This is a genomic window from Psychrobacillus sp. NPDC093180 (genome assembly GCF_044754065.1).
Lineage (GTDB): Bacteria > Bacillota > Bacilli > Bacillales_A > Planococcaceae > Psychrobacillus.
In genome coordinates this window covers 1-13,052 of the sequence record NZ_JBIVOJ010000026.1, presented here as the reverse complement: position 1 = coordinate 13,052, position 13,052 = coordinate 1, and the positions used below count along the sequence as shown (strand labels likewise).

Annotated in this window: 15 protein-coding genes; 3 read left to right on the top strand and 12 right to left on the bottom strand. The window is 35.2% G+C overall.

Annotated features, from left to right (window positions below; all coding sequences use genetic code 11):
• Window positions 1–891, bottom strand: an 891-nt coding sequence (locus ACIP9W_RS22325; protein ID WP_400793430.1) for a DGQHR domain-containing protein, incomplete at its 3' end; no start/stop codon positions are given.
• Window positions 892–1,278: 387 nt separating this feature from the next.
• On the opposite strand from ACIP9W_RS22325, the gene ACIP9W_RS22320 reads away from it, so the two are divergent.
• From ACIP9W_RS22320 to ACIP9W_RS22310, 3 genes are all read left to right on the top strand, one after another.
• A complete protein-coding gene (locus tag ACIP9W_RS22320; protein ID WP_400793433.1) occupies window positions 1,279–1,779 on the top strand; it encodes a tyrosine-type recombinase/integrase in 501 nt (166 codons plus the stop codon).
• A 13-nt stretch (window positions 1,780–1,792) separates the two neighbouring features.
• The gene (locus tag ACIP9W_RS22315; protein ID WP_400793427.1) at window positions 1,793–2,047 is read left to right on the top strand and encodes a hypothetical protein; all 255 of its coding nucleotides are present in this window, start codon (window positions 1,793–1,795) and stop codon (window positions 2,045–2,047) included.
• Window positions 2,048–2,843: 796 nt separating this feature from the next.
• Entirely contained in the window at window positions 2,844–2,999 is a 156-nt protein-coding gene (locus ACIP9W_RS22310) for a hypothetical protein (RefSeq protein ID WP_400793424.1), read from the top strand.
• 331 nt (window positions 3,000–3,330) lie between these two features.
• Here ACIP9W_RS22310 and ACIP9W_RS22305 read toward each other — a convergent pair whose 3' ends face one another.
• The 11 genes from ACIP9W_RS22305 to ACIP9W_RS22255 form a co-directional block, all read right to left on the bottom strand.
• The gene (locus ACIP9W_RS22305; RefSeq protein ID WP_400793421.1) at window positions 3,331–3,783 is read right to left on the bottom strand and encodes a DUF4160 domain-containing protein; all 453 of its coding nucleotides are present in this window, start codon (window positions 3,781–3,783) and stop codon (window positions 3,331–3,333) included.
• 28 nt (window positions 3,784–3,811) lie between these two features.
• Window positions 3,812–4,405 (bottom strand): hypothetical protein, encoded by a 594-nt coding sequence (locus ACIP9W_RS22300; RefSeq protein WP_400793419.1) that lies wholly within the window; start codon window positions 4,403–4,405, stop codon window positions 3,812–3,814.
• 71 nt (window positions 4,406–4,476) lie between these two features.
• Complete coding sequence (locus tag ACIP9W_RS22295; protein WP_400793417.1) at window positions 4,477–5,004, bottom strand: hypothetical protein; 528 nt, start codon at window positions 5,002–5,004, stop codon at window positions 4,477–4,479.
• Between the two features lie 337 nt (window positions 5,005–5,341).
• Entirely contained in the window at window positions 5,342–5,473 is a 132-nt protein-coding gene (locus tag ACIP9W_RS22290; RefSeq protein WP_400793414.1) for a hypothetical protein, read from the bottom strand.
• A gap of 228 nt (window positions 5,474–5,701) precedes the next feature.
• Window positions 5,702–7,390, bottom strand: coding sequence for a primase C-terminal domain-containing protein (locus tag ACIP9W_RS22285; RefSeq protein WP_400793412.1), 1,689 nt, complete (start codon window positions 7,388–7,390; stop codon window positions 5,702–5,704).
• Window positions 7,391–7,658: 268 nt separating this feature from the next.
• Complete coding sequence (locus ACIP9W_RS22280; protein ID WP_400793410.1) at window positions 7,659–8,588, bottom strand: hypothetical protein; 930 nt, start codon at window positions 8,586–8,588, stop codon at window positions 7,659–7,661.
• Window positions 8,589–8,605: 17 nt separating this feature from the next.
• Complete coding sequence (locus ACIP9W_RS22275) at window positions 8,606–9,220, bottom strand: hypothetical protein (protein ID WP_400793407.1); 615 nt, start codon at window positions 9,218–9,220, stop codon at window positions 8,606–8,608.
• Between the two features lie 765 nt (window positions 9,221–9,985).
• Entirely contained in the window at window positions 9,986–10,510 is a 525-nt protein-coding gene (locus ACIP9W_RS22270; RefSeq protein ID WP_400793405.1) for a DUF3967 domain-containing protein, read from the bottom strand.
• A gap of 745 nt (window positions 10,511–11,255) precedes the next feature.
• Entirely contained in the window at window positions 11,256–11,639 is a 384-nt protein-coding gene (locus ACIP9W_RS22265) for a hypothetical protein (protein ID WP_400793403.1), read from the bottom strand.
• 137 nt (window positions 11,640–11,776) lie between these two features.
• Window positions 11,777–12,328: a hypothetical protein gene (locus ACIP9W_RS22260; protein WP_400793401.1), complete on the bottom strand. Its 552-nt coding sequence runs from the start codon at window positions 12,326–12,328 to the stop codon at window positions 11,777–11,779.
• A gap of 326 nt (window positions 12,329–12,654) precedes the next feature.
• Window positions 12,655–13,052 (bottom strand): hypothetical protein (locus ACIP9W_RS22255; RefSeq protein WP_400793399.1); only part of this gene is annotated, 398 nt, incomplete at its 5' end.

Sequence of the window (13,052 nt, the reverse complement as noted above, 5' to 3'; positions counted from 1 at the left end):
TTTTTGAATAACCCACTTATCTTTCTCTTCTGGAGTGTCAGGGAATGCGTCAGGCATTAACTGTCTGAGTCCATTCCAATAAGCATTAACTAAATCCGCTATTTTCTCTCCGGCCTCTTGTTCATTAAAATTGTTTTCCCATATTTTCTTTATGAAAGGGATGTCTAAAATAGGTTTCAATGATGTAACAAAAGATGTGGATGAGGCGATCTCTCCATCTTTAACTTGACCGACCGAGATGTTGTTGTACCATACTGAGTCAGTTTTTTTATTTAGAGTCATTGCAACGTTTAAAGCCACAAGCTTCCATTGTTCAGTTTTTGTTAATTTCATTGATGTGTTTTGTCTCATATCATTTAAAAGTTGTAAAGCTAGATCCGTTGAAACACGCTTAGAAGTACTATTGATATCGTGAAATGCCATGATTTCATCAATTCTGTTTTCAACAATCATTATCACAAATGGTAATTGGAATTTTTTTAATTCAAACTGTTTTAGTTCAGTGATCGCATATTCTAATCCCTTTATTCTGTGCTGCCCGTCAACAACTCTAACTTTATGTCCTTCTGGAATAGTAATCTTCACTAAATTTGGGATGTCAGTTTTCTCTATTTTAATAGAATTAGTTGTTTCCTTTTCTCCATTCTTCATGTTTGCACTCAATGTAATGGAAGTAGGAAGCCAAGATCTATCTTCCTTCATTTTTCTTCCTATCTTTCTAAAGTGCGATTGAACTGGATGTCTTTGACAGCCTTGTTCTTCAATCGGTTTCCCCGGTTTCCATACATCTATTTCATAAATACTAATCAATACCTCAGTATCAATTACACCGGTAATTACTTTTCTTCCGCGTTGATCACCAATAAAACCATATAAAACTTTTTCACTCATCAAAATTTCCTCCTTTTTTAACATCAATTTTTCACATCTTTTATCTACATCTGAATTATTTCATACATTAGATCAACTGTCAACATCTTTTTATAAAATCAAAATCAATAATCCGAATTCAACATCTAAATTCAACATCCAAAATATTTATTGAAAGTCGAATGTAACATAATACACAAAAAGTTACATTCATTTAGTTGTCTTTACTGATATTTGTATTAATATGTGGTAATCTAAGTTAAGATGGAAAATATGTTACATTCAAATTCTTGTTTTCATTGGATTAGTCGATTAGGGGGAAAGAAAGTGGTAGCGAAAACCGTGGTTAGCAAAAAAAATGAAATTAAAGACGTGCAGCCTATTCGAAGTGTAGAAAAAATCGCGGATATGAAATGGTCACTCAAAAAATGGTGCGGAGAAAGGGATTATATCCTATTTTTATTAGGAATTAACTCTGGAATTCGAGTTAGTGATTTATTGAAATTTAAGATTCATGAAATTAAAGGGAAAAAGAAAGTCACAATAAGAGAGGGCAAAACCAAAAAACCTCGTGATATTTATCTGACTAACATATACGACGAACTAAACAACTACATAGCTACACTAGAGGACACAGAATGGCTATTTCCTTCACGTAAAGGGGATAAGGCTATCTCACGCATACAAGTGTATCGACAGTTTAATAAAGCTGCTGATATGGTGGATATAACGGATGGAATAGGAACCCATACCATGCGAAAAACTTTCGGATATTGGCACTATAGACAATTTAAAGATATAGCTGAATTACAGACGATCCTAAATCACTCACACCCTCAAATTACTTTGGATTATATCGGAATTACAGATGAACAGATAGAAAATAATATGAAAAATTTTGTCTTGTAGGGGGGACTAAATAATGGACTATCAAAAAGTAGAGGTAAAAACTTTTGAAGAATTTGGAAATAATGGCTGCATGGTTTATTTTTTACATAGCGAACATTACACGCTTATTTCTATCCCAAAGTGGAATTGGTCTTTCTTATGGAGCCTCGTCGGTACAGACGATAGGATAGTCAAAAAAGAATGTATCAAAGCGTTATCGCTTCCGATGTCTTTGGGGGATGCAGAAGCCCTAACGGAAAGCATTTATAGCTATCTCCTCTGGGATTAAATAAGCAGATTTTCAGAACTGGCCATATAGCTAGTTCTTTTTTATTTCACTTACTCCAATCTGCCAAGTAGAAGTACAAAAAGAAAAAACCCCTCTGGTGACTAGAGAAGAGTTTTTTCCGCTTTAAAAGATTCCGCAGCTCACAAATAGTATAACAAACATACGTAACTACAACATACTTATAAGGGTTACCTATTCATTAAAAAAAGCTACTTGAAAAGAAATCACCCCTTCTTAAGGACTGGCATCTCAGATCTATTTGTTCTTGCATACAACTTTACATAATTGCTTACCCAAATTTCCACCGTAATTTTAATTAGAGCTGATAAAAGGGAAATAACAATAAATATGTGCGTCCACAGAATCTGCCACCACATAACACCTTTAGGTAGAAATAAGGATGGAAAAGAGTGCAATTAATAAATTATATTATTTAGTCATTTAGTCTATTGACCATTGCTAGATATGGCTTTTAACGAAAATCTTATATTTGTAAAATAACACATCATATAGTAACATTTAAATAACGATACACTATATGGTGTGTTCAAGAACTTTATACCATTGAGGAGAGATACAAAGAAGAACCGGCGATAGTCTCACAGTAAAGTGTCCAAGCATTAACTAAATCTCATAAAATGGCTAGTGATAAAGAGATAAAGAATTGGGTACGCTGGAAAGCAGACTATGATAGAATCTTATTTAAGTAAGCAAGCGGGCAAGCACGCAAGTTTACAAGCAACAAAATATACCTCCAGACCGGAATCAATTAGTCCGCTCGTAAGGAGGTGACGTCATGGAGGATATGAGTCGTGTAACAAGAAAAAGAGAAGAAAAAAAGTCCAAGAATCAAAAGTGGAAAAGTAAAGGAGTCGCTACCTTTAAACTAACCACTGACTTGGTCAGGGTAATCGACTGGCTGCTGAGGAACTGGAATGACTGGACTCTCTAAAACAAAAAATATTATCATCGTCCCTAGTGGTTTGGGGGCGGTGTTTTAATTTGAAACAAAAAAAAACAACCGGGGAGCTACCCCGGTCGCTTTGCCGTCATGAAAGACGAGTCGTGTTGTGGTTTGTTTTGTTTTGTGACTTGTTTCTACCTTTAATTTACTCTCATTCATGGGTGGGTGTCAAGGGGAACATACGGCAAAGCAAGCTGATCCGTTGACTAATCCCTCCATTCTAGAGTCGTTAAAGGCTTACACCATCATACCCGTTGTCACTGTATTCTATTCCAAAATAAAGCACAATTTTAAGATGAATCGACTCAGCATTAAATAATTAAAGATATATTTTCGTAATAAAAACTGACTTATCTTGTTCACTAATTGATCGCTTTGCATCTCTTTTTAAATTAACTACCCCTACATTATCGGCACGCGTTTTATTCCACTCTGACAATAACATTGCACGATTTATTCTGGTCCATTCCAATAACTTTTTAATGATGCTCTTTCTTAACTTTCCATCATTAACAACCTTATAAAGACTACACTCGAAAATATTGATTTTCACTTCAAAACCATCTCCACGAGCGTGATAATGTGCTGGCAAATGATCATTTGTATATATATAAATATCAACACCAGCCAAGTTATTGGGAATCCTCTTTAAAGTAGCCTTAAAAAGAGATGTATCATCCTTCAAAACATTTCTTTTTACACCACTAATTCTCACAGCAGCAATACTTTTTCGATGCCTAATTACCCCTTTATACCTCGTTCTAGAAAACATAAAATCCCCCATTCTTCCCTATAAACCTTTAATAATCACTAACTTTAAATACTTCACCCTGTGATACATAGACAACTTTATGATCTGCATCTGAAATCCAATGATAAGAAAGAGTACCACGCGTCTCGTAAGCAAAACTATTTACTTCAGTTTTAGTAGGAGGACCCCAAGAAGTTTTCGAAATATATCTCTCATTCATACCTACATATGGAGGATTTTGCTTCATATTATTCTCAAATTGCTCTTTTTGTTTCACGACATCAGCTTCACGCTCTAACACCCAAAGAGACACTTCATCACCATAACGTTCAGTTTTAATAAGGATTCTCGTATAAGATGAAAACTGATCAAAAGGAAACTTCCCTTGTTCTCTATATTTTTTTAAAAAGACATACATTTCCTCTTCGATTTTGGCCAAGTAATCTTCTGCATCCAAAAACCCATTTGCTTTTTCGAAAGAACTATATGCATCAGCTAAATCATACTCATACTGACCATTAAATTCATATGCGTGCTTGCCAGAACTATATCTACTATAATCATCAAAATAAAATATCATCCAACCACAACACAAAACTACAACAAAAAACAGACTACCTATGTATAAATATTTTCGCTGCATCTTAATCTAATCCCCCATAACTAACTCATATATCACCTATAAGGTAACAAAATCGCCAAAATGGAGATTTATTATTCAATATGTTGAGACACAATTACCCTTGTAATAACGTTGTTACCTGTATCACTCGCATATAAGACATCATATTTTTTACCTAATTGTTTTGATTCGTAAACAAACTCAGTCGCACTTTTAGTTTGTATGAGAGACGCATCCTCCGCCATATAATCCATAGCATGTCCAGTTAAAAAAGGTAGATCCATATCAACATTAACGCCAAGATCCCCATCCAAAATTACTTCAGCCTGAAAAATTTGATCGTCTGCCAATAAATATAAAACATTACGATCGACATCACGATACATCATATCGGATTCCTTTTTGTAACTATCTATGTCTAGTGCACCATATACAGTATCCATTTCTGCTTTATCTTCTTGTACAGATTCTTCTTCTACTTCAACTACTTCTACCTTTTCTGTTTCAGTTTCTACTTCTTGTTCTTCTGGTACAACCGATTCTTTAGCTTCTTCACTGCTACATCCCGCCAAACCCAAAGCAAAGATCCCGATAATAGTTAATCGTCTATAGTACTTCAACAAAAACCCCCCATTCTCCCCTTTAATTTCTATAAATTACTAATATAGAGTAACATATTAACGATCGTTGGAATCTACTTTTCTAACCAAGATTACAGCCGTTAGGCTACGCCTAGAGGTTGCCCCAAAGGGGGGGGCGGGCTAAAGCCCTTCAAGCCCCCCAAAAACAAAATGAATATGCTTCGCTGATTTATTTTGCATTAAATTTGACTTATTTTTATGCAAACCCACGAGAGAAGAAAATACAGATACTTCCAAAAACTATTTAACATAATATCCATTTGACAAGCTAACCTTTTTGGCAATATTTTTGTTGCATAAAATCCTGCATAATTGATCAGCCAAATGTCTTTTTCCATCGTTCAATTTTGTTCAGCATCTCCTGATTTTTTCGAGACAGTCGAGACAGCTTTGGCATTTTGGTGATTTTCTTAGCAATTGGCAAGATCGGTTTGTTATTCTCAGTCATCGAAAACCCTCCCTCTCCCTGTAACGCAGTAAGTATATAAGAATTTCGTCTTAAATACATAAAACTCCTCTGTAAATGAAAAAAGAAACACCCCATATTATGGGGCCCCTAGTTAATAAAAAGAAACGGTAGAAGGAAACTACCCCTACTATATTTAAAGAACGCCATTTCAGTTCCCTCCAAAAAATTCCATTTCTCGAACATAAAAACCACAACTAATACATAACATTAGTTGTGGTTTAAGTGATTTTCGCTTATAATCTTATTTACATATCGCTTTGTGATCTGTAAATTATCTGCAATTATTTCAGCAGTCAAACCTTGCTCCAACAAGGTTCTTATATTTTCAATATTTTTCTCTTTTTGAGCCTGACGGTTTGTCAGGCCTTTTTTATTTCTTCTTTTATTACGTTTAACTTCATTTTCTTTCTCGTAGTTTTCTTTTCTTTTTGTTTTCTTTCGCTCGTTTCTTACTTCATCCGGTGCAATTACTGTCAAATGTTCGTATTCCGATGGTTTGATTTTAAAAATATTAATCAATCGTTCTGATTTGAAATTATACCCGCATCTTTTATAATTACCACGTAATTTTCTCAACTGTTCCCTTATATTCACTTTTTCTTCGTCGCTAGCAGCCTGTGAGAGCATTTTAATTAATGATTGCTCGGTCTTCCATTGGTTAAATCGCTTCTGGCTACTCTTAACCAAGGAATCTACTTCGGTCTCTGATAACGAACTTCGAAAACGGTTGTTGTAATAATGGATCCGTCTCATAACCTCATGGTCCGGAATACCTGACCGCAACATGCTGTGGTGCATTATCATCAACCAAAAACTCCGATAACCTTGGAGTTCGAACCCTCGCATTAATAGCAACTGATAAAGGTCTTTTTGCAAGCAAATATTATATCCTGCCTGACTCAAACCATTTCTCTTTTTCTTATCTGTTATTTTTTTCTTAATTGAATTGGATTCTTTTTGCTTTTTGAGTTTCTGTTTTTCAAAATTTTCTCTTTCGGGCAATAGCATATCCTCTAATTGCCCCAATGTATATCGTGCTGTTACATCATGCTGCACAATAGTTACTTTACTCTTAGAAATTGGATGATATGTACCGGGCAATCGTAAGTAACCATTAGCTCCCTTTGCTTGGTCATCTGCACCGTAATCCTTAAATAAATCAGAAATTTCATCTTGAATCTTATCATAAAGACGCAATGCTTTTTTGGAAGCAATGCTATCATGCAATAACCAAATAATATAAATACCCCTACCACTATCAACAAGAAAAGACGGCCTCGGAATTAATTCTTTCTGAACAAAAAAATTAATTGCTTCCATGACTTCGTCAAATGATAACCCCTCTTTGTAGTAATCTAAATCCGTATAACAAGCATGCAATTGACTAATATTTTCTTTGGCTCGTCCCAGCTGGTTGAATGTTTGTAAAGTGTAATATAATGTACGTCGCGTATGTGTGTATTTTAATAGCTCATCTATCCCTCTAACAGATCTTACAGCTTGGACATTTAATTGCACTTGCTCGAATTTACTTGGATATTTGGGATGTGGTATTGCTTGCAATACCTTGTCATTACGCTTATACATGAGACTAGTAAAACCTCGATCTACATAACCAGACGTCGATTTATAGACAGCATCTAAAAATTCTTCCAACGACAATGGAGCTACATCTTTATGTGTAATAACTGTTTTATGAGTTAATGTCCGTTTTGCCAATTGATATTTTTCCCACACAAGTATCGGTTCTGTGCGAACTAATTCGATATCAGCCGTTTTTTGAGCCTTACTCAGCGTCTTATCAGCTTTGATTGCTGTAATCTTGTTTATTTTGGAAGTATTGGCACGATTAATTTGTTGTTGCAAAGTTAATCTTTCTTTTATTGCGTTGGTCATTTCCGTTCCTCCCTTCGGAGAACGAAAAAAGGCATCTCGAAAATTCGAGACCCCTCATACATTAATATCCTATAGGAAACTTTCACGGTTGTGTTTTAACCAAAATTCAACTATAATAATATCAATATGTATGAGTACCCTCTATCTGACAACCACCGACCAAAGTTGATGTCAAATAGGGGGTTTCCTATTTTTTCCGCTCGTTCATTTTCTTATATTATACATTAAGTTTAATAGATTCATAATAAAAACTTGTTTAACCCCCAATTTATACGTTCAATAAAACTTTTTGTCCTCGAAATAAGGTGCTTTCAAGATTTAAGTTGATAATCCCCCAACTAATCTCTCTTTTGCAGTGATCCCTTATTAATTCATCGATTTTGTCCTTACTTCTTAACAAAACCACCTTTCTTTGCGAACTTTGTACATACAAATTGTAATGAAAATCAAGTTCTTCTGAATCAAATAAAACATCTAAATAATCAACTGTGCTATTAATTTTCGCCACAAATTTTGCAGGTGTCATCAAACCATTCAAGTCCAACAGATCAATTTGCTGGATTGGTCTTACTGTTCCACTAATTTTAATCCCGAAAAAGATATTTGCTGCTTGTAGCGAATTCATATTAAAAGTCGTCTTCTTTACTGTTCTATCATTTGTTACAAACTTAGTAGCCATTTCTTTGGTTGCAATCAACTTGCGAATCTCATCATAAGCATATCTCGAGGTGTAATGGTTTTTATATTGTTCTTCCAAAAACTTATACGTTTCCTTTTGTTTCATAAAATAAGTCGTTATCTCAGGTAAATCCCCAAATAAATCGTCCAAAGTAGGCCATTTTGCTTTAATACTCGCATTATTTAAGATGATTTGATTCAAATAAGCTGATTTCTTTGCTTTTGCGGCTGTAAAATTAATAGAAGAAACGTCCTCTCTACCTTTATCCAATAAAAAATAAACGGCAAATTTTTTTAATTTAATAACTTTCGAGCCAAAGATATTATGGTACTCTATTATTTCGTTTTCCTTAAGTTTCAGCAATCTCTTAGACGTCTCAATCTCGTGTACCCCTTCATATGCACTAAAATAACGCTGTATATGCCGTTTAAACATGACACCCGAACCAAACAAATAAACTAGTTGTAAAAGCGTCCTATTCTCCTTGCAAATGCGTTTTTTCTTCTCAAATGGTACCAAAACCACCATTCCTCCTTTCAAATTTTAATAGTTTTATACTCAAAACCCATCTCTTCAACATAAGCTTCTTTAGCTGCAAGCTCTACAAGTCCATACGAGCTCGTTATAACTTCGATTGCTACAAATCGTCCATCTTTCAGAATTCCGGCGTCTGGGACACTCATTGTGCCGTTTCGCAACATCGCCCTTAATTCGTCCGCTCTAGCCACATCGCCCTCATTTTCCACACGCTCTATATGCTGATGCATTATGTTCCGCATATCGCCTTCGGTCTTCCATTTTTCTCGGTCTTCTGTCGAAAAAGAAAAATATGTATTGGCAACCCCCAGATCATGACGTGCCGATGCTGATTTATAAAAATTATCTAGATTTAATTGTGTTTGACAGAGCGTTTTACCGCGATCCGTCAAACGATAAATATGTTCAGCTTCTTTTGTTTCTTTATTATAAAAAGCACATTTTTCGATATAGTTGTCCCTCTGGAAATTAAGAAGTCTTTTAGCCGAAAGACCAATTTCAGATTGAACATGCTGCTGAGTTAGATAGCCGACATTTTTTAAAGCTTTTAAAAGATTTTGATCTTTGGATGTCAGCTTAACTATGTAAGCTGACTTTCTGCCTCTTTTGGCCATGTAAATCCTCCTTTCTTTTTGTTTTACATCTTTGAAAAAGATGTTTGTAAATATCGAAGATAATTACAAATGCGGACCTATCTCCGACAAAATCCCGTAAGCAAAGCGACAACGGGATTTACGGAGATTGGAACGCACGCACTTGACCTTCCGCTGGCAGCATGACAGCAGGTCGATCGGAACAGGTCCCAAATTCAACAGCTTGCTGTGTTCGGCTGAAAGACGAGAAATTGGGACGCATCCGTCTTCGGTAGAAGATGGACGTGGAGGGAGACCTGCAGTCCCGCGAGTACGGTCCCGGACGCGTAAGACTGCCCTCTAGCGTCGCCCAAGAGGGTGACGCTAGTTCTTTCGCTCTTATATGATAGATTTTGCGAGCAAAATTATGCCGTAGCACAAAAAAACCTCTGTAAAAGAGGTTTTTTAATTGATTTTGCACAAAGCAAAATCAATATGTGCATAGGCATATATACGTTGGATTTTTAAGATAATCGCCAAAATGGAGATTATTTTTTGCTCTAATAGACACAAAAAACCACCTCCGAGAAGGTGGTTTTTCTGTGTCTCCAAAACAACTATATCAGACTATTCAGTTTACTGGAAGAGGAAAACAATCTCCATTTTGGCGATTATCAGCACCTTTTCGTTTCCTTCTGAACAATATACATAAAAAAAGACCCCGAAGGGAGTCTTCTTTACTTAACTTTTACTTTAAGTCCCTCGATAGACTTATCTTCATTTCTCCATATAAAAACAACTCTAACTTTAACGTCGCCAAAACTGATACCATTGTTTAATGTTTTTTTCTTTTTTCAATTCAACAGCTGCTGCTATTTGTTTTTTACTCTCTTGATTTTCTCTGATTGCTGCCAATAAGGTACGGTCTCGTTCCTCTAATTTAGTACTTATATATTCTTGCTGTTTTTGCAGTTGTTCAGCAAGTGACTGGATGATTCTGTTTTGGTCGTTCATGGATTCCTTCAGCTCCAGCAAGGTTTCTCCGACATTTACAGTCATCTGTTCGTCATTTGCAGTCACGGTTATGGTCACCGGATTCCCCATTAGACCAAGAGCTTCTTCTACTTGATCTTGGCTCTTGCCATCATCATATTGTTGCCGGATGCTAAGGACAATTGCGATAGATTCCGAAGATAATAAGTAAACTTTACCTTTTTTACGAATATTGAGATGGTGTCCGTGATTACGAATATACCGCCGTATAGTTGCGTTAGGGATGTTTGTTTGTTTTTCAACGGCTAATACTGTTAACCATTCTGCTTTGTCGGTCATGCGGTCACCTCATTTTGTTCACCATATGGTCATCTATACTAATTCTATATATATCAACGTAATTCCTGCTATCAGTCATGATTATAATCATCAGTGCGATCATGCGGTCATAAAAAAATATAAAAAAAGCTGATCGTGGTCATCGATCAGCTCACTCCCCGCTATGAAGCAATTTCCCTAATGCTAACTTTCGGTTCAAGCATAGTATACCAAAATTGCAACATGCCTAAAACCTCCAAACATTAAAAAATGCTTTGATATAGTTTTAACAGAATACAAAGATACTAATAATCGCCGATTTGGCGATTTCAACTAAAATGAATTGATTATAATCTCAGTGTAAACCATTATTAACAATTAATGGTATTTGTTTTTGGATTACGAATAATTGGATACAAGTTACACACTTATTACACAACAATTCACCAATTTTTATTTATTTGTTCCTCTATCTAATTTCACTTATCGTGAAATGGAAACCCTTTAACTACACAACTACTACACAACATTTAAGCAATCCATACACACAGTTTCATCATTAATAAGATATGTCGTACCTTGAAGGACAATAATAACAATTGAAAATGCACAATAGTCAAAGATACTAATGTCCATTACAAGTAGATTAACGATTACTAGTAACTTAACAAAATCCCATTACAAGTAGATTAATGATCACTGGTAACTTAACGAATGGTACCGATTCATTAGTAAATGATGCATCATAATAAAAATAATTATTTATCTATTTTTTTCTGAGATAGCTCCATACGACTTTATCAGTTTCTTCTTCCCAAGATAATTCTTCTTTTAAACCAAGGGTATTTTCAAAGTTCCCTTCATATTTCCTTTCATACAATGTAATTTGATCAGATAAAAATTTGTCTTCATCTTTATCGTACTCATTTGCACCTTGTTTTTCTTTTTCTACTTCCCACTCATTTAAAATTTCAGCAACGGTGTAAAGCTTTCCTCCTCTAGATAACCAAAGAGTACTTGGTACGATACGACTTTTCTCCGAATTTTTCACGTTTATAAATCTACCCTCTTGGATCCAATCGTTAATAGTAAAGATTGAAACTCCAAAAATCTTTGATAGTTGCCCAACAGAAAAATAATTTTGAATCATCTCTGTCCCCCCACTACACTTTTCTAACACGTTTATAAATACACGACAAAATAGGTCGCTACTTACTGAAAAAAATATCTGTAATTACAGTAATACTTCTATTTTTCAAGAGTTTAACAAAACATCGTTATACTTGGTTATCCTTTATTTTCATATTTATTCATGAATTCTTCCAATGCCAATGTCAACAAGTCCGTCCCAGAATACATGCCATAATCCTCTTTAAATGCTCGCCAACGATCCCAAACATCTTTGTAAACAGAAATACCAGATTGCATTTTTTCGCCCGTCATTTGTGGCACAAACAATTTTTTTTCTTTAACAACTTCTCGTTTACTCTTAACATTAACGAGAAGTTGTTTTTCTTTAAAAAGTTGCTTAACAAACATTAACTCTTCTTTTGTTAAACTTTGTTCAGATGTAACAATTTCTTGTTTTTTCTTCTCAACAGTTGTTTTGAGTGTAGCGAGATTATTAGATTCTCCAACAACAAATTGATAGGTATCTTTGTCTAACTTGATACCCAAAGGTCTGAAATGTTTGGTAAGCAACGAATAGCCAAATTCAAACGGCCCCCCTTTGAATTTGTCCTCCAGACGACCCGGCTCATTTTTTATCTTTAACATATACTCGTTAAGGATCGTTAATCCCTCATCCATAGGTAACTCTCGGAACTCCGTCATATTCATGAACCAATACCCCCTTATTGTTAAGTCTTGTTATAACTTAACAATAACAAAAAAAGCCCAGCAAATGCCATACTTAATACCACACTGCACATCCATTTTTATCTATCTCGACAGATTTAACCGAAATAGATTCATCTAAGTTATGGGGAAAATGGGTGATGACTGCTGATTATTAACGAAATCCATAACCACCTCTTCTCCTAGAGGCAATTTTAAACAATGTTCTCGGGTAATTACTAAACTAGTGAAAGTTAAAAACCTCTCACAAGCCCGTATAACAAGAAAACCCACCTGTTTTTAGGTGGGTTTTCTTGTTATTACTACTATTAAAAGATAATATCAGCCTCTTCATATTCCGCATAGTTAGACTCGATCTCATCTTTAATTTGATCTGCTAATTCTTTAAAAGCTTTCTGTGAATTTGCACGAGAAGCCTCTCCCCCTTGAATTCCCTCATCGCGGTTACTTGCTTTCCAAAACTCATCATAATCTTTTACAATTCTATCTGCATATTTTTGGATAAACTCAGCAATAGTTTCTGGAGTAAACTCTTTAACTTTTTCACGTTTCACCATGTATTCATCTATTACAAAAGGTGCAACCATATGCCATGAAAAGAATCCTGGCGTTTTTTGAATAACCCACTTATCTTTCTCTTCTGGAGTGTCAGGGAATGCGTCAGGCATTAACTGTCTGAGTCCATTCCAATAAGCATTAACTAAAT